Annotated in this window: 19 protein-coding genes, 1 tRNA gene and 3 pseudogenes; 15 read left to right on the forward strand and 8 right to left on the reverse strand. The window is 35.7% G+C overall.

Annotation, left to right across the window (positions count from 1 at the left end):
* Nucleotides 1-90 precede the first annotated feature (90 nt).
* Nucleotides 91-1,089, reverse strand: coding sequence for a tRNA dihydrouridine(20/20a) synthase DusA (dusA, locus tag AC6ER9_RS08285; RefSeq protein WP_497074256.1), 999 nt, complete (start codon nucleotides 1,087-1,089; stop codon nucleotides 91-93).
* A 436-nt stretch (nucleotides 1,090-1,525) separates the two neighbouring features.
* On the reverse strand, nucleotides 1,526-3,070 hold the full coding sequence (gene glpD, locus AC6ER9_RS08290) for a glycerol-3-phosphate dehydrogenase (protein WP_497075332.1): 1,545 nt from the start codon (nucleotides 3,068-3,070) through the stop codon (nucleotides 1,526-1,528).
* A gap of 360 nt (nucleotides 3,071-3,430) precedes the next feature.
* On the opposite strand from glpD, the gene AC6ER9_RS08295 reads away from it, so the two are divergent.
* The 4 genes from AC6ER9_RS08295 to AC6ER9_RS08310 all read left to right on the forward strand — a co-directional run bounded on the left by AC6ER9_RS08295 (nucleotide 3,431) and on the right by AC6ER9_RS08310 (nucleotide 6,721).
* On the forward strand, nucleotides 3,431-4,303 hold the full coding sequence (locus AC6ER9_RS08295; protein WP_497074257.1) for a DsbA family protein: 873 nt from the start codon (nucleotides 3,431-3,433) through the stop codon (nucleotides 4,301-4,303).
* Between the two features lie 254 nt (nucleotides 4,304-4,557).
* Nucleotides 4,558-5,058: an acetyl-CoA carboxylase biotin carboxyl carrier protein gene (gene accB, locus AC6ER9_RS08300; RefSeq protein ID WP_497074258.1), complete on the forward strand. Its 501-nt coding sequence runs from the start codon at nucleotides 4,558-4,560 to the stop codon at nucleotides 5,056-5,058.
* A gap of 14 nt (nucleotides 5,059-5,072) precedes the next feature.
* On the forward strand, nucleotides 5,073-6,422 hold the full coding sequence (gene accC / locus AC6ER9_RS08305; protein ID WP_497074259.1) for an acetyl-CoA carboxylase biotin carboxylase subunit: 1,350 nt from the start codon (nucleotides 5,073-5,075) through the stop codon (nucleotides 6,420-6,422).
* Nucleotides 6,423-6,645: 223 nt separating this feature from the next.
* Nucleotides 6,646-6,721: transfer RNA gene (locus AC6ER9_RS08310), tRNA-Thr, on the forward strand.
* Nucleotides 6,722-6,808: 87 nt separating this feature from the next.
* On the opposite strand, the gene AC6ER9_RS08315 is transcribed toward AC6ER9_RS08310, so the two are convergent.
* The 4 genes and pseudogenes from AC6ER9_RS08315 to AC6ER9_RS08330 form a co-directional block, all read right to left on the reverse strand.
* Nucleotides 6,809-7,012 (reverse strand): helix-turn-helix transcriptional regulator, encoded by a 204-nt coding sequence (locus AC6ER9_RS08315; protein ID WP_139413528.1) that lies wholly within the window; start codon nucleotides 7,010-7,012, stop codon nucleotides 6,809-6,811.
* Between the two features lie 86 nt (nucleotides 7,013-7,098).
* Nucleotides 7,099-7,563, reverse strand: a complete 465-nt coding sequence (locus AC6ER9_RS08320; RefSeq protein ID WP_497074260.1) for a DUF488 domain-containing protein — start codon at nucleotides 7,561-7,563, stop codon at nucleotides 7,099-7,101.
* 92 nt (nucleotides 7,564-7,655) lie between these two features.
* A complete protein-coding gene (locus AC6ER9_RS08325; protein WP_497074261.1) occupies nucleotides 7,656-8,246 on the reverse strand; it encodes a lambda exonuclease family protein in 591 nt (196 codons plus the stop codon).
* 1 nt (nucleotide 8,247) lies between these two features.
* Nucleotides 8,248-9,013, reverse strand: a pseudogene (locus AC6ER9_RS08330) (ERF family protein).
* A gap of 84 nt (nucleotides 9,014-9,097) precedes the next feature.
* Between AC6ER9_RS08330 and AC6ER9_RS08335 the strand changes: the two are divergent.
* The 4 genes and pseudogenes from AC6ER9_RS08335 to AC6ER9_RS08350 all read left to right on the forward strand — a co-directional run.
* A pseudogene (locus AC6ER9_RS08335) lies at nucleotides 9,098-10,125 on the forward strand (DUF1376 domain-containing protein); the annotation flags it as partial.
* Nucleotides 10,085-10,453, forward strand: a complete 369-nt coding sequence (locus AC6ER9_RS08340; RefSeq protein ID WP_497074262.1) for a hypothetical protein — start codon at nucleotides 10,085-10,087, stop codon at nucleotides 10,451-10,453. The pseudogene AC6ER9_RS08335 and the gene AC6ER9_RS08340, both read left to right, overlap by 41 nt.
* 164 nt (nucleotides 10,454-10,617) lie before the next feature.
* A complete protein-coding gene (locus tag AC6ER9_RS08345) occupies nucleotides 10,618-10,974 on the forward strand; it encodes a hypothetical protein (RefSeq protein ID WP_497074263.1) in 357 nt (118 codons plus the stop codon).
* A pseudogene (locus tag AC6ER9_RS08350) lies at nucleotides 10,961-11,470 on the forward strand (hypothetical protein). Before AC6ER9_RS08345 ends, AC6ER9_RS08350 begins: the two are co-directional and overlap by 14 nt.
* A 25-nt stretch (nucleotides 11,471-11,495) precedes the next feature.
* On the opposite strand, the gene AC6ER9_RS08355 reads toward AC6ER9_RS08350, so the two are convergent.
* Together AC6ER9_RS08355 and AC6ER9_RS08360 are read right to left on the reverse strand one after the other, a co-directional pair.
* Nucleotides 11,496-11,801: a BrnA antitoxin family protein gene (locus AC6ER9_RS08355; protein WP_497074264.1), complete on the reverse strand. Its 306-nt coding sequence runs from the start codon at nucleotides 11,799-11,801 to the stop codon at nucleotides 11,496-11,498.
* A complete protein-coding gene (locus AC6ER9_RS08360; protein ID WP_497074265.1) occupies nucleotides 11,779-12,078 on the reverse strand; it encodes a BrnT family toxin in 300 nt (99 codons plus the stop codon). Before AC6ER9_RS08360 ends, AC6ER9_RS08355 begins: the two co-directional genes overlap by 23 nt.
* Before the next feature lie 194 nt (nucleotides 12,079-12,272).
* On the opposite strand from AC6ER9_RS08360, the gene ssb reads away from it, so the two are divergent.
* From ssb to AC6ER9_RS08395, 7 genes are all read left to right on the forward strand, one after another.
* A complete protein-coding gene (ssb, locus tag AC6ER9_RS08365; RefSeq protein ID WP_497074266.1) occupies nucleotides 12,273-12,716 on the forward strand; it encodes a single-stranded DNA-binding protein in 444 nt (147 codons plus the stop codon).
* Between the two features lie 10 nt (nucleotides 12,717-12,726).
* Nucleotides 12,727-13,275 carry a hypothetical protein gene (locus AC6ER9_RS08370; RefSeq protein WP_497074267.1) on the forward strand — a complete coding sequence of 183 codons (549 nt, stop codon included), beginning with the start codon at nucleotides 12,727-12,729 and terminating at the stop codon, nucleotides 13,273-13,275.
* Nucleotides 13,276-13,369: 94 nt separating this feature from the next.
* The gene (locus AC6ER9_RS08375) at nucleotides 13,370-13,627 is read left to right on the forward strand and encodes an AbrB/MazE/SpoVT family DNA-binding domain-containing protein (protein WP_497074268.1); all 258 of its coding nucleotides are present in this window, start codon (nucleotides 13,370-13,372) and stop codon (nucleotides 13,625-13,627) included.
* Nucleotides 13,627-13,959 carry a type II toxin-antitoxin system PemK/MazF family toxin gene (locus AC6ER9_RS08380; RefSeq protein ID WP_497075335.1) on the forward strand — a complete coding sequence of 111 codons (333 nt, stop codon included), beginning with the start codon at nucleotides 13,627-13,629 and terminating at the stop codon, nucleotides 13,957-13,959. Before AC6ER9_RS08375 ends, AC6ER9_RS08380 begins: the two co-directional genes overlap by 1 nt.
* Before the next feature lie 382 nt (nucleotides 13,960-14,341).
* Complete coding sequence (locus AC6ER9_RS08385; RefSeq protein WP_497074269.1) at nucleotides 14,342-14,668, forward strand: hypothetical protein; 327 nt, start codon at nucleotides 14,342-14,344, stop codon at nucleotides 14,666-14,668.
* Nucleotides 14,665-15,246, forward strand: a complete 582-nt coding sequence (locus tag AC6ER9_RS08390) for a hypothetical protein (protein WP_497074270.1) — start codon at nucleotides 14,665-14,667, stop codon at nucleotides 15,244-15,246. The genes AC6ER9_RS08385 and AC6ER9_RS08390 overlap by 4 nt, the downstream gene beginning before the upstream one ends.
* 322 nt (nucleotides 15,247-15,568) lie before the next feature.
* A complete protein-coding gene (locus AC6ER9_RS08395; protein WP_497074271.1) occupies nucleotides 15,569-16,075 on the forward strand; it encodes a hypothetical protein in 507 nt (168 codons plus the stop codon).
* Nucleotides 16,076-16,108: the final 33 nt, after the last annotated feature.

Raw genomic sequence — 16,108 nt, forward strand, 5'->3', positions numbered from 1 at the left:
TAATAAATTTTCAAAAACTTATAAAGCAGAAGTAATTAAAATCATTGCAAATAAATCAAAATGCTAAAAATTCAAACTTTATAATATATATTAATTTGGGGGATGTTCTTCAATGAGAGCGGAAAAAGCTTCTTTCAAAATAGATATATCTGCATTTGGTTTTGTCGCATCATTTGATAATATTTGCCGCCATCGACGTGCTCCACTCCGCCCGTGAAATAAACCAATCATGTGACGCGTCACATGAGAAAGCCGTCCTCCCGATGCAATATGTTGAGCCGCATAATCACACATGGTCTCAATAAGATCACTCTCACTCAAAGTATTTTGTGATTCACCATAGAGTTCAAAGTCAATATGTTTTAACAAAGTTGGATTATGATAAACTTGGCGCCCAACCATGGCTGCATTACAGAAAGTCAAGTGCTTTTTTATCTCATCAATTGATTTAATTCCACCATTTATCCCAATGAACTTATGAGGATATTTACGTTTTAATTTATAAACTCTTTCATAATTAAGGGGTGGAATATTGCGATTTTCTTTCGGGCTTAATCCTTTTAGCCATGCTTTACGTGCATGGACCCAAAGAGCATCACACCCTGCATTCCAAACTTTATCCGCTAAAAGATCTAAAGCTAATTCTTCATCCTGTTCGTCAACTCCAAGCCGACATTTGACCGTTACAGGTATAGTAACGGCTTCTTTCATTGTTTCCACTGCATTTGCCACAATATCAGGTTGTAACATCAAACAAGCTCCAAATACACCCGCTTGAACACGATTTGATGGACAACCAACATTGAGATTTATCTCGTTATAACCAAAATCTTCAGCAATTCGTGCTGCTTCTGCCAACTTTTTCGGATCTGTTCCTCCTAATTGTAATGCAACGGGAGATTCTTCATGGCTGAAAGCCAACAATTGTTCGCGAACACCATGAATGACAGCATCTGCTACGATCATTTCTGTGTAAAGGAGTGCTTTTTTCGTTAAAAGACGATAAAAAAATCTGCAATGCCGGTCTGTCCAGTCCAACATTGGTGCTACTGCAAATTTTATAGGTGATGGAAGGTTGTAAAATATCACGAGGGTATTACTCTCATATCCCCATAAGTTTCTCTTTATACATAGAAAAATAGTTACTTTTTAGTTTATAAGAAGTTTTATTCTCTGATACCATCATGAGCATAATAAAAGCCTCTCTATTCAAATTCTTTATTCAGTTGATATAAAGGATTACGATAATCAATCATACTAAACCATACTTTCATGGAGTCATGCTTAGATATATAAATGAGAAAAGAAGATCTTCATCTATAATAAAAAAACTCATTTACCAGTTCTTTTTTATACTCATGAGCCTTCTATTTTTACATGTTTTAGCACAGAGTTTAGGATAATAAACTAAAACATGACATAACTTCCCTGATGAACTTAATTTTCTTTAGCCTTTTTCAATGTGTATAGCTTGTATCAATGTCTTCTGAAGAAAAATGCTTTACAACACTGCAGATAAAATCCGTCAAGCTAAATGACTATAAATGTTTTTCAATTCTTTTTGACTTTGCATATAGGAAGAAAGAGCAGCAACCTCTTGCTCATCAAAGAAGAGGCCAAGTTTTGAACGACGCCATAACACATCTTCACATGTTTTAGCCCATTCCTTTTCTATCAACCATTTTACTTCTACTTCATAAAGCCCATGTCCAAAATTTTTTCCCCTAACCACCTTACCATCTGCAAATATTACCAATGCTTCTGTACCATAAGATCGTGCAAGTCTGCGATGTGTAAAAGTATCTAAATCTGGCATCAAAAAAGCAATCCTATTTTCGATTGTATCTAATTGGTTATAAGGAAAATTACCTCCTGGAAGGACTGCATTAGCCGTCCATGATGCTCCTTTTTTGCCAAGCGCTTTTTCAACAAATTTCATCGCATCTTCAGCTAATTTACGATACGTTGTAATTTTTCCACCATAAAGATTAAGAAGCTTTGGTGTGCTTTCTGTTCCCATTTCTTTTAAAACGTAATCACGCGTAACTTCTTGTGCTTTTGAAGCTCCATCATCATAGAGTGGACGAACCCCAGAGTAAGACCAGACAATAGTTTCTGGTAATATTGGTTGTATGAAATATTCACTGGCTGCTGCACAAATATAATTAATCTCTTTATCTGTAATACGAACCTCAGCCGGATCATCCTGATAGTTGCAGTCTGTTGTTCCAAGCAAAGTAAACTCTTCTTGATAAGGAATAGCAAATATAATACGCCCATCACCATTTTGAAAAATATAAGCACGATCATGCGTATAAAGCTTGGGAACCAAAATATGAGAACCTCTAACAAGTCGTATTGGTGGATGTTCTTTACAATCTAATATGTTTGTCAAAACACGATCGATCCATGGCCCAGTCATATTTGCGATATAAGAGGCTGTAACACTGTATTCTTTCCCACTTAACTTGTCTAAAAGATCGATACGCCATTTATTATCTTCTTTTGTTAAAGAGAGAACTTCTGTTCGTACTTTTATATCAGCTCCCCACATTTCTGCATCACGTGCATTGGCAATGACTAAACGGGCATCATCTACTCTGGCATCAGAATATTCAAAACCTTTCTCATATTCTTTTTTCAGTGTAGAGCAAAAACTTTTTGAAAAATTAATTGTTTTACTGCGCCACAGTTTCTGATTCCATTTGCCTAAATAATCATAAATAAAAAGTCCACAACGCAACATCCAAGCAGGACGTAATTCTTTATGATAAGGAAGAAGAAAACGCAAAGGACGCACAATATGTGGCGCCATACGTAAAATAATCTCGCGTTCTTTCAGTGCTTCACGAACAAGTTTGAACTCATAGTGTTCAAGATAACGAAGCCCTCCATGAATAAGCTTTGTTGATGCACTTGATGTTCCTGATGCAAGATCGTTCATTTCAGCTAATCCCACTTTAAAACCGCGTCCAGCTGCATCTCTTGCCAATCCACATCCGTTTATTCCTCCCCCAATGATAAACAATTCATAATGTGTTGTGGTTTTCATAATTTTACTTTTCATTATTTAATTTTGTTTCACCTTACTCAATAAGGTAATAGGCAAAAATCAACACAAGCGTTCTTCATTGTACGATCAAGCTGCTTTTTTCCACAATAAATACGTATGAAAAGCTTTTTAAATACGTATGAAAAGCTTTTTGCCACCCTTTTATCAAAACAACATTTGACAAATTAACAGGGAGTTTTTTTCCTCCTTTAGAGATAATAATTCTTTCAAATATGTATCATATAAAAGCTTTTAGAAAAAAATTGATGTTTTCTCTCATTCGTGAATACACACTATAGCTAAATGCTTTATTGCACTTAGAGAACGCTTTTCATATAGTTCACTTAATCACACAATAGAAAATATGAAGGGATACAGATGACCCATCAACCTCAAAACTCGAAATTAATGCTTGTTTCAAAAATTTTACTCCCAGTTATGTTCAGTCTTTCAATCTTTTCACCTTCTTTATCAAATGCAGAATCGCACCCCAAAGCAGCAAATCATCTAAACTTAGAAAAGCTTAAAACACAACTTTTGGAAGATTCTAGCTTTTTATCTAAGCTTAAAGAAAAAATGATACCCGATACTGATTCTCATTATATTCAAAAAATTGTCAGAGAGTATCTTCTTACTCATCCAGAAATTATGATTGAAATGCAGCTTATCCTTCAAGACAAGCTGGAAAAACAGAATGAATACGAAAACCAAAGACAAACTTCAGTTATTCATTCTTTAGAAAAGGAAATTTTCCACTCCCCTCATGACGCAATTTTAGGAAATCCGAATGGTAAAAAAGTACTTGTTGATTTTTTTGATTACAATTGCGGATATTGTAAGATGTCATATTCATATATAGAAGACTTGATAAAAGAATACTCAGATCTACGCGTTATTATCAAGGACTTACCAATTTTAGGACCTGATTCCATGGCAGCTCATACGGTTGCTTATGCATTTCGAAAACAACTTCCAGAAAAATATCCACAGTTTTATAAAGCGCTCCTAATGAATCAGGGACGCGCAAATGAAGCTAAAGCTATAAAAATAGCTGTTTCATTAGGAGCCGATGAAAAAAAACTCCGTAATGCAATAAAAGATCCTAATTTACAAAACGCCTTTAAAGAAAATATTCAAATTGCCTCTACACTTCATATCACGGGAACACCCTCTTACATCATCGGTAATAAAGTATTTATCGGTGCAGCCAGACAAGATATTCTAAAAAAAGCAATAGATAATATACAGTGAGTAGCAGTTCTATATCTAATCTGTTCTAGAAAGAATACTGTAAGTGGAGTGATTTTAGGCTTTCTCTTTTTTGACAACAGGCTTATAAGTTCAATTTTGCATGAAGCAGATACGAATTTAAAATTGCAAAGTATAATGACTTAAAGGAAATAAATATCTTTAAAGCCTCAAAAGATATTATCCTTAAATCTAGAGATATTCGGTCATAAAATGAGATAATGACGATCTTTATCGATCAAGGAGTTAGAAATAAAATGGCAACAAAAAAAATAGATTCGGAAAAATATACCGCAATTGATACGGAAATTATTCGTGATCTTGCTGAAATTTTGAATGATACGAATTTAACGAATATTGAAGTTGAGCAAGGGGAGCTTCGTATTTGTGTTTCACGCCAAAATACCTCAACTTTTTCCGAACAAGCAGTCTATACCCCTGTTTCTACTCCTAGTTTTTCTGTAACATCTTCTCCAGTTGCAACAACTGAATCTCCCATACAATCTCCCCAAGAAGATAAATCAAAAAATACAATAACTTCTCCAATGGTTGGAACAGCTTATCTTGCTCCTTCACCAGGTGCACGACCGTTTGTAGAAGTAGGTCAAAAGGTTTCTGAAGGTGAAACATTACTGATCATTGAAGCCATGAAAACAATGAATCAAATTTCATCACCACGCTCAGGTACGGTAACGACTGTTCTTGTCAAAGATGCTCAACCCGTTGAGTTTGGTGAACCACTTATTATTGTTGAATAAAGCGAGGGGCAACCATGATTCGAAAAATCCTCATTGCTAATCGGGGAGAAATTGCTCTTCGGGTTTTACGTGCCTGTAAAGAACTTGGCATAAAAACCGTAGCCGTTCATTCTACTGCTGATGCAGATGCAATGCATGTTCGCCTTGCTGATGAAAGTGTCTGTATTGGCCCTCCTCCTGCTCGTGATTCTTATTTGAGTATTCAACAAATTATTGCTGCATGTGAAATTACAGGAGCTGATGCGGTTCATCCAGGTTATGGCTTTCTTTCTGAAAATGCAAAGTTTGCAGATGTTCTAGAAGCCCATGATATTACATTCATCGGTCCAACGGCTGCTCATATCCGAATCATGGGCGATAAAATCGAAGCCAAAAAAACTGCAAAAAAACTTGGTATCCCTGTCGTTCCTGGTTCAGATGGTGCTGTTACTGAAGAATCAGATGCTTTGCGCACTGCTCGTGAAATTGGTTACCCCGTTATTATCAAAGCTTCTGCTGGAGGTGGGGGGCGTGGTATGAAAGTCGTTCATTCTGAAGAGGAATTTTCTATAGCTCTCAAAACAACACGTTCAGAAGCAAAAGCAGCTTTTGGTGATGACGCTGTTTATATAGAGAAATATTTAGAAAAACCCCGTCATATTGAAGTTCAAGTTATAGGTGATGGTGCGGGAAATGCTATTCATTTAGGAGAACGAGATTGTTCACTTCAACGACGGCATCAGAAAGTATGGGAAGAAGCTACATCACCTGCCCTTAATGAGACTCAACGGGAAAAAATTGGCAGTATTGTTGCAAATGCCTGTGCTAAACTTGGATACCGTGGAGCTGGAACTATTGAATTTCTTTATGAAAATGGTGAATTTTATTTCATTGAAATGAATACGCGTTTACAAGTCGAACATCCTGTAACTGAAGCAATTACAGGTATAGATTTAGTTCATGAACAAATCCATATTGCATCAGGCTGTAAGCTTTCAGTGACACAAGACGATATTTGTTTCTCTGGTCATGCCATTGAATGTCGTATTAATGCAGAAGATCCTATTAATTTTACGCCATCACCTGGAATCATTACACATTTTCATACCCCTGGAGGTTTAGGAATCCGTGTTGATTCAGGTGCTTATTCAGGTTATCGTATTCCTCCTTATTATGATAGCATGATTGGAAAGCTGATTGTTCACGGGCGTACCCGTTTAGAATGCATGATGCGTTTACGGCGTGCGTTAGATGAATTTGTTGTCGATGGAATAAAAACGACACTACCTCTCTTTCGCGATCTTATTAATAATAAAGATGTTGCTGATGGTGATTATAATATTCACTGGCTAGAAAAATATCTTGCTCATCAGTCAGAGTCTTAAGATTCGTAGTTCAATAGAAAAATGCTAAATTCTCATCAAAGATTCTATAAGATACCACTAGGGATAATTTCAACGTTACTATAAACAATCGTGAGAAGAGGAATAAGCCTGATTATTTTTTTATTTGTTATATAATTTTTTTAAATATGCACATAATATACACAAGAATTGATAATTTTCTGTTTTCCTTTTTATGAGTTTGTGCTAACCCATACATGATTATGCCCTTATAGCTCAGTTGGTAGAGCACCTGATTTGTAATCAGGGGGTCGGGAGTTCGAATCTCTCTGGGGGCACCATTTTTGTGTCTTTAGTACATTGAAATCTATAGATTTTTATTTAAACAATCATTTTTAGACCACCTTCTACGGTTTATATAATTTTACCTAATTTGTTGTTATTTGCTCCGTATTTTTCTTTGGAGTGAATGCCAGAATCTCTTTTTTTCTCCATCTTACGGCTCTCCCTAGTTTATATGGTTCTGGAAATACTCCTTGAAGCACCCAATTGCGAATCGTTGTTGTCGATACACTAAAAAGCTCTGCACATTCACGGGTTGTTACATATCTATCGCCATCATCAAATATCATCTCATGACCTTTCTATCTTTTTATGTTATGTAAATAAGTAGGCTGTTAAGAAACACCTCTGTATTTAAAATTTGCAAATTTATTTGTTAGATGTGTTTAATTTCATATTTCCAATTTGTTAGTTGTGTAAGAGCCTTCGCAATTTCTCCCCTATGACACAAGCACACATCAGATTCAAAACAAGTAATAGCAACACGTTTTTTATCTAAAAAAAGCTGGTATAATTTTTCTATTACATGAAGATTATCCTTAAGAGTTGTATTTTGGTAATCTTCAAAAAGATATTCATAATCTTCTCGTGTTTTCAGATTACGCCTTTTTTCAGAGGCAATTCCAAGTTTAGGCATGTGCATATATTCAATGCCAATGTTGCTTACAGCTTTCTCTAATTGCCTTTTCGAAAACCCATATTTTCTACTTATTGGATTTTTACGAACATCACACAAAGCTTTGATATTATTTTCCATGAGACAATTCAGATAATGGTCTAGTGATTTTCCTTCATAACCAATGGTAAAAAAACAAGGCTTCTCATCTTTGGTGTTACACATATTTAATTTCCTTATGTAAATGGGTGGGGGTGCTGGGAGGAGAGAGCACCCCCATAATATCAAGCAGTTTTCGCTAAAATCTTTTGCATCTCTTAGTCTATTTCGGCTAAAAAGATTTCAACCGCTTGATTGATTTTTTTAATTTGTTCTTCATCACGGTTGACGCGTTTGATTTTCATACGGAAACCAGATGATTTGCCTACAAAACGTGGGTCATAACTGATAAAATCACACCATTTGCGCCCCGTACAAGCCATTTGAAATTGCATTTGTGCGTGATATTCAGGCTTGATATTACTATCGATAAAGAAGCGTAGATGATTTGGTGATTGTGGGCATTTAACCTCTACTAGACCGTTCTTACCAACAAGCCCATCTGGACTTGCACCAGCCATTTGAATTGTGGGATGTTGAATGAAACCACATCTTGTGACCTCTGTATCATAAATGAATGCATATTCTCTCAAAGCATCTTCTTCATGTTCAATGCCCCATTGCATAGCAGGCGTTGTATAAGATTGGCTTATTTCCTCTGTTAATCGCTCTGTCATAAGCTTTATTTTGTAATCTTCATATTTGCTTGTAGGTGTTCCTTTTGCCGTTTTACTGAGTATGTTATAAACGTTTGAAGCGGTGACTTTTCCTAAACGGGCTTGAAACCATTCTGCTGTTCTTTGTTCCATTTCACACCGCCTTTTGTTGCTCTTGTTGTGTTTTATTCATCTGAGAGCGTTTCTTTTTTTTTCAAAGCAAACAAAACGGTTTGTGCTTGTTTATAAGACATCTGTGTTAGATTTTTTACTCCTATGAAAGAAAGAATATCGCTTTCCTTTGCTTGCGTCTGTTCTATTAATTCTTTGATTTCATTCATTTGTTCAGGTGTGACACCTGCGATAAGCGTGTTGCCATCTGTATCATCTTCTTTGTTTGCGACATTAAGAAGCATGCCTAACAAGTATCTTCGTGCATAAGTAATTCTAGAACCAACAGATTGAGTGCTATTTTTGCTCCCTTGTCCATCAATTGGAAATGTTCCTTGTGTTGATATTTCATTTCCCGTGGGATGTCTCAAAGCCATTTCTAAAGTTATGTTGTTTGAATTCTGCTCTTTGATCTTAGCAGACAAGGAAAAGTGGTATTTTGCAAGAGTATCCTTTACTGCTTCAATATACTGATCAAGCGTTGCATATGTACTCTTTGTATGGGTATTAATAGCGTTTTTTTGGATTTTTTGATATTCCGTTTGCATAGCAGAAAGATCAAAGACAAAGTCTTGATAATTTTGTCGTTCTATTTCCTTTTCTCGCAATGCAATAAGACGCTCTAAGCGATCCATATCGACGTCATTTTCTAAAGCTTTGGTTAAAATGCGATCCATGGCTGTTTGTTTGGCTTCACCATCATTTGTTTGTTTTTCTAATTCGGTTTTCGTGATAGTTAACTCACTCATCTTGATTTCCTCCATTAAAGCGCAATTCCCCCGTGGCGTGAATCACGCATGTGTTAAAAGTTGTTTGGTTTGCTAGAAAGGGCTTATATGACGCTTCTCGTTCGCATGTACGATAAAAAGCACCAATTAAAACAGACTTTGGAACGCTCGCACGCGCTTGCAATTGTTCGCAGAAAAAATTTGCAGCTATTGTCGAATATCTCATGAAGAATGATAAACTTATTGAGACAGATGGTGGATTGTGGAATACGCGTGTTGAAAAAGAGCTAAAAGATTTTTCGGATAAAAAAGACCACATATCACAAGTTCGTAGTGAAACTGGTAAAAAAGGTGTGCAAGCAAAAAATGCGATAAAACAACATGTTAATAATTTTTCTGAAGCAAACGCTAAGCAAAATCAAGCTATAAAGAACCAGAATAAGAATATATATAAAAAAACTAATACTATCGTATTAGTAAAAAAAGAAATTGGTTCTGAAAATTTAGAAACAACCGATTTGGTTGAAGAGCCAATCGAGGTTGATACCCTCCAGAGCCAATCAGAACAAATCGAAACGGTAGAAACTAACCAACTACCCATTCACGAGCAAGAAAACGTTCCTAAGAAAGCAAAACGAACAAAAGCTAATCGAGATTGTCACTTACCTGCTGATTTCGAACCTAATTTGCAATACGCAATCGATCAAGGGTTAACGCATGATGAAGCGTTATTAGAATTCGAAAGATTTAAACTTCATTGGCAAGATAATCCAAGTCGAAATGCTAAAAAAAGTGATTGGCAAAAGGCTTGGTACAAGTGGATTACACACCAAGAATATGGATTGCTAGCCAAGAAACGAGAAAAATTAGAAAGGGAAAAACGCTATGCGAATGAACGCTATAAGCAACCATCAAACAACTTCTCCAGCAACCTCGCAGAAAGCTTCAGTGAACTCAAAGCAGCAATCTATGCTGGCGATACTTACGGATCAGAATGCAGCAGAAATACAGAGACTATCAGTTCATTTGAAAGAACTTGTAGAGAGGGTGGACCGGAGTTGGTATCCTCGGATCTCTGTGAGAGGAAAGCCGTTGACGCAGGCGGAAGAAGTGCAAACTTTGCAAGATTGTAATCGCTTACAAACACTGCTTTCACGGCAAGTTACAGTTGAACATATCGGGGCGGCAGCTTATTTGCTTTCTGGTCTCAAAATACCGGCAAATACAGACCCTGATGTTATTGCTTTGAACTATAGCATAGCGTTAGCAGACGCTTCAGAACACGCTCTTAAACGAGCTGTTAAGGATGTTATACGTGGACAAGCAAAGGGATTATCAAAGACATTTATGCCAACAGAAGCAGAGCTTGCAGAGTATTGCAGACAGGTAAAAGAAAACAATCTTTTTGGAGTTTCAGTTGTGAAATCGTATTTAACGTCACCTAATAGAACAGCAAAATAGTGAAAAGTGCTGATCATTTTTGGAATAGATATGTGTTTAAATCGACAAAAAGGCACCGTACAAAGTGATTTAAAGATTTTATGATAAAAATATCTGTAATATAAAACACTCTGTACGATCAAATTTGAGATAAATAAATCCATAGGTAAAATTAGGATTAAAGCATGACAATTTTAAAACATTTATCCTTAATAAACCGTAAGCAGCCCATGCAGAAAAAGTTCGTAGCAACAGCTGTTGGTTATGTTCCATGGGGAGATGGAGCAGCAGAGTATTTTTACAACCTCTACGAATATGAAGACGGTACAAGAGAGTGTGAAAAGTTTGATGGTGATCAGTATTACACTATACCAGAGAATGCGGATTTCAGCACAAAAGCGCAAGTGAAGGCATGGGTTTACGGTGGTACAGTACCTAAAAGCGTTCTCAATTACGAACCTCTCATTGATGAGATCAACAAAGAAATTAAAAAGTTATCAAAAGCCGCAGAAAGTAAAGAAAATAAACATGTTTACAGATAAGCAGATAAAAGCCTTATTTGGCATTGAAATTTTTATGTTTTTTAGGAATTAGAAAAAATCCCTACTTTATTCAAAGTATTTTGATATTTGCATCTTTTGGTTTGATAATGGTAACAAATATTTTTATAATTTTATGCAATTCTCATATTCCTTTTGAATTGCAAAATAATCCAAAATATAAACATGATGATACAACGGGTTGGGTGATACTAACACGTGATTTGCAACAATATATGCACAAACTCTTAAAGCTCATAATTTTAGCACTTGTCGTTTTAATTTTTCCAAATAGTTATAAAAAACAGTTTCTTTACCTGCCATTTCTAAGCCCGTGGAACATCAGTTTTCTTTTTCATTGGATACCGTATTTTGGTACTCAGATATTGCTCTTTGGTATGCTTTTTTAGTTTGTGTATTGTTTCTTATGTTTCATACACGCAGTTTAATAAACATATCCATTTATGCGCTACAGTCTTACACTAAAAACCAAAAGTAAAATTCCCGATTTATTAGCAAATTATTTATCGCATTGAACGAAGCATAGCATCACGTAAAATGGCATTAATTCGCGTTTGATAGCCTTTCCCTTGACTTTTAAGCCAAGCTAGCACGTCTGAATCCACACGCACTGTTGTGACAGTCTTTGTTGGTTTATAAAATGGATTGCGAACGGCGTTTTTCCAGAACGCATCATCAAGTGGTGGAATATCACTATGATCAATTGCACTCTCCGGCATTGCTGCGAGTTCATCAATTTCAACCCTCTGTTTATTCGTCAAAGGTGATAAATGACCTACATCAATTTCATAACGAACTTTCTTCTTCATAACGTTTTCTCTCTTTCAAATTAGCATGCCGCGCTGAAATAATACGGATAACCTCTATGCCATCTTTATCGTCGCAGACAGTATGCACTACAAGCAACAATAGAAAACCATCTACAAGTCCTAAAGTTTGCCAACGATATTCTCCGTTTTCAATACGGTCTTGTTTAACCATGGCGAATGGGTCGGCAAAAACACGAGAAGCGACTTCAAAACTTACACGGTGTTTTTTAAGATTACTTTTTGCTTTAGCTTCATTCCATTCAAACCTTATTTTCATATCTTATGTTAATATATTTATGTATGTATATCAAGAGTTTTAAATAACCAGTGAATTCTTCATGTTTTATGCACAATTAATATAATGTAATACTTTAAAAAAGTATGATTAATAAATTGAAATAATTGAAAAAATAAACAAATTATGATAAAATTTTATATGTATAAAATGCAAATCAAATGGAACTTACAAACATGTTGAATAAAGTGACTTTAATTGGCTATTTAGGGGATAATCCAGAGAGCAAAACGATGAATTCTGGTGCAGAAGTGGTCAATTTTCGGTTGGCAACCTCTGAGAGCTATACAGATAAAAACACGCACCAAAAAGTAGAGAAAATAGAATGGCATTCCGTGGTAGTGTTTAATCCACATTTGGCAAAAATTGCGCTTCAATACTTAAACAAAGGTTCAAAGGTTTACGTAGAAGGCAAATTACAAACCCGTAAATGGCAAGATAAAAATGGTCATGACCGTTACACAACAGAAATTGTTTTGTCACAATACAAAGGTGAATTGTATTTGCTTGATGCAAAGAAAGAGCAATCTCCCCCCTCACCCGTGACTTCTCAAAATTATGCTACAGCCTCTGGTGCCTCCGATTATAGCGCATCTCTTAATGACAGCGTGCCATTTTGATTGAAAAAATATGACAAAAAGAAAAAAACGAGCAAAACGCGGTCGTCCTCGCATTGAAGGTTGTATCAGAGAACCAAATGGTCGTATCTCACGAACCAAAATGCCTCGTGACCCTATCGATAAATTGGCAATTGAAATGCGTGCCAAACGCTTCTGTTTGACCATAGAAGAAGCAAAAAATCCGCTTTCCGGTACCTATATCGGACGGCTTTATCTGCAAGGCAACCTTAATCAAGATCAATACGATGCAGCACAAAAATATCTTGAAGTGAAAAATGATTATTTATGTGCAAAAACATTACCTAGTGCAATTTATGATGAAATGCCCTCATCTTCTGATGAAGCAGCTAGAAAAAAATGGGTTGAATTTACAACAAAACAATTTTCAAATATGCAAGAGGTAATAAAAGAAACACAACATCTTTACAGACAGTATAATTTTTATGCTGCATTACAATACCTTGTTATAGAAGATCAAGGATTATCATATCTTGTACCTTCATTACGTATCGTTCTTAATGCTCTTCAAAAATATTTTGACCCCAAAAATAAATGGTAAAGTTTTATGAGTATTTTTATAAAAGCATCAAAAACTCTTGAAATAGCTTTTAAAATGTTATATTTTTATATAATATTTTAGAGAGGGTGTTTTTATGCATACAACAAAATTGCGTAAAGTTGGAGGGTCAGTGATGCTTTCTATACCGCCTGCATTGCTTGATGTTCTTCATCTTACAGAAAATACGCAAGTTGGTTTGGCTGTTGATAATGGACAATTGATTGTGAAACCGCAGAAATTTCCTCGTTACACTCTTGATGAATTATTAGCCCAATGTAATCCTTCAGATGATTTTGCGGATGAGGATATGGAGTGGTTTGATGCTAAAGCTGTTGGTAGCGAGCTCTTGTGATGAAGCGGGGAGAAATTTGGCTTGTGTCTCTTGACCCATCTGCGGGTTATGAACAAAAGGGAACGCGTCCTGTATTGATTGTATCACCAGAAGCGTTTAATCGTGTAACGAAAATACCCATTGTCTTACCTATTACAAGCGGAGGAAATTTTGCTAGAACAGCAGGTTTTGCTGTCTCATTAATGGGGGTGGGATTGCATACAACCGGTGTGATACGTTGTGACCAACCACGCGCTTTGGATATTAGAGCGCGTCAGGGTAAGAAAATGGAAACAGTTCCCCCCATGATTATGAACGAAGTCCTTGCTAAACTATCAACATTCCTTACGTAGTTTCTTCAAATTTTTATCTTGTTGTCGTAAAACACCGTTCTTTGAGAGGCGAGAAAAGTCATGTAAAAGATTTATTTGAATAGAGAAATTTTGCGTCATTTTATTTCTCTGAGCACCAAATTGAGGTAAAATTAAAAAAATACAAAATATAGATTTTTTCTATTGACAATACGTAGAAAATTTTATTTAATGCCTGTGCTGTCACTGGTCGTATTGTGTCTAAAATTCAAAAAAATCCCTTAAAATTTGTTAAAATATTAAGCTTTAAAAGTAGTTTAACTTACTGTTTTTATTAAAAAAACTGGATTATCTATTTTGCACACATCAAAAGCCATTCATTGACCAATAATGTCATTAATTAACTTCCTCAAAAGGAGTGAAGATGAAAGCAATCATCACCAAACCAATGTGTGTTGTTGGCGACAACAAAAGCACTGTTCGTTTTGAAACATCAACTTTAAATAATCCATTTGTGGAGGTTTCCAATCAAGTCTACGCACGCCTCAAACGCGCCAATGCCGCAAAACCTTTTTTGGAAAGTAAAACAACAATAAAATCTGAAAAGATAAATGAACCAATTAAGCCAATAGAAAAAGAAGCCGTACAGATATCCTCTGAACCAAGTGCAGAAGAAATTTCACTTCAACAGACCGAAACATCTAAAGTTTCCAAATCATCAACACCTACGACAAAAAAGCTTAAAAGTTGAAATTAATCATCCATCAAGAATGGTATCTTCAACAGGTAAAAGATCCCTTTACCAATCTTCAAGCACCACGTCTTAATTGGGCTTTGCGGAACGCTATAAATACTTCAGCAAAACAAATCGAACGCTTTACTGAAAAGCAAGTTTCCGACCTCTCATCAGCCCAACTAAAGCGTATCAAAAAAGGTATTTATATTAAAGGAAAAGCTACCGCAAAGTTTCTCGAGACAGATATCATTGGTTCTGGAACACCCTTGCCTCTTAAATTTTTTCAAGCAAAAGAAACAAAACGCGGTGTGACCTACACAATGTTTGGAAAGAAAGAAATCTTGCCCCATGGTTTTATTAAGGGGGGAAATTTTCCAAAGCGTGTTGAATTAAAAAAAATGAATGGTCATGTTTTTCAAAGAGTAGACGACGATAAATTCCCCATTGCAAAACAAGAAGGACCTTCAATTGCTATAGTGATGTCTAAGCCAGAGATTACAAATTCTATTATAAAAAAAGCCAATGAAAGATTAACCAAAAACATACAGATTCAACTTTCTCGTCAAGAATACGCTGCCAATAAAAGAGGCTAGATCATGTTCTTAAGCTTTATCTATACATTACATATAGTTATTAGTTTACGCATTCCATATTCTTATTGTAATTTCAAAAACAGATCATCGCTTATGCTTTGCTTTTTCCATAAAAAAACCAATAAAATCAATGCAAAAGGTACTTTCCAGCGGGTTGGCTTCGTTGCGGGGCGGACGAGCGCGAACTATCGCTAGCGACAGAATTTTCAAATCGACTGGACATTGTACACTTAACATATTGATAAATAACGAATTTAATGCGAATTAATATACACACTATACAATCTATGATTATTTAGCTTCTGATCTCCCATTACAAAAAATGCCTATTACAGGATCTATTGCAAAGGAAAGACCTGATATATGTAGTTTAAAATTGTGTGATAATTATCTCTATGAGAATCCTTTATTAGTATCAGATAGCAAAGGGGATTCAGAATATTCTCCTTTGGCATCTCTTACTATAGTAGAAATTAAGCGTCCCATGAGAAATGATGCAAAAGCTGGTATTAAAACAGATCCTATTCAACAGGTCATGACTTATTTAAAAGAAATTCGTAAGGGTAAAGTATGTACCCCAAAGGGACGTCCAATAGATTTGGAGGGAAAAGTTCCCGGTTACTGTTATATCATCTGTGATCTAACTGACACAGTGAAAAGCTGTTGTAAACGTTGGGATTTAACAGAATCAGGCGATTGTATGGGATATTTTGGATATCACCAGAGCTATAAATCCTATATAGAGGTGATTTCATTTAATAAGCTCATAGCTGACGCCGAAAAAAGACATAAGCGCTTCTTTGAAGCTTTAGGATTACCATTAGGGTAGAATAAGAACGATTATATCTTTACTCTAATGGCT

The organism is Bartonella sp. SL317, from assembly GCF_059687655.1.

Bases quoted from the DNA above. Each gene is read 5' to 3' on its own strand.
- AC6ER9_RS08295 (WP_497074257.1), top strand. From the start codon at position 3,431: ATGACCCATCAACCTCAAAACTCGAAATTAATGCTTGTTTCAAAAATT.
- accB (WP_497074258.1), top strand. From the start codon at position 4,558: ATGGCAACAAAAAAAATAGATTCGGAAAAATATACCGCAATTGATACG.
- accC (WP_497074259.1), top strand. From the start codon at position 5,073: ATGATTCGAAAAATCCTCATTGCTAATCGGGGAGAAATTGCTCTTCGG.
- AC6ER9_RS08315 (WP_139413528.1), bottom strand. From the start codon at position 7,012: ATGATATTTGATGATGGCGATAGATATGTAACAACCCGTGAATGTGCA.
- AC6ER9_RS08320 (WP_497074260.1), bottom strand. From the start codon at position 7,563: ATGTGTAACACCAAAGATGAGAAGCCTTGTTTTTTTACCATTGGTTAT.
- AC6ER9_RS08325 (WP_497074261.1), bottom strand. From the start codon at position 8,246: ATGGAACAAAGAACAGCAGAATGGTTTCAAGCCCGTTTAGGAAAAGTC.
- AC6ER9_RS08345 (WP_497074263.1), top strand. From the start codon at position 10,618: ATGACAATTTTAAAACATTTATCCTTAATAAACCGTAAGCAGCCCATG.
- AC6ER9_RS08355 (WP_497074264.1), bottom strand. From the start codon at position 11,801: ATGAAGAAGAAAGTTCGTTATGAAATTGATGTAGGTCATTTATCACCT.
- AC6ER9_RS08360 (WP_497074265.1), bottom strand. From the start codon at position 12,078: ATGAAAATAAGGTTTGAATGGAATGAAGCTAAAGCAAAAAGTAATCTT.
- ssb (WP_497074266.1), top strand. From the start codon at position 12,273: ATGTTGAATAAAGTGACTTTAATTGGCTATTTAGGGGATAATCCAGAG.
- AC6ER9_RS08370 (WP_497074267.1), top strand. From the start codon at position 12,727: ATGACAAAAAGAAAAAAACGAGCAAAACGCGGTCGTCCTCGCATTGAA.
- AC6ER9_RS08375 (WP_497074268.1), top strand. From the start codon at position 13,370: ATGCATACAACAAAATTGCGTAAAGTTGGAGGGTCAGTGATGCTTTCT.
- AC6ER9_RS08380 (WP_497075335.1), top strand. From the start codon at position 13,627: ATGAAGCGGGGAGAAATTTGGCTTGTGTCTCTTGACCCATCTGCGGGT.
- AC6ER9_RS08385 (WP_497074269.1), top strand. From the start codon at position 14,342: ATGAAAGCAATCATCACCAAACCAATGTGTGTTGTTGGCGACAACAAA.
- AC6ER9_RS08395 (WP_497074271.1), top strand. From the start codon at position 15,569: ATGCCTATTACAGGATCTATTGCAAAGGAAAGACCTGATATATGTAGT.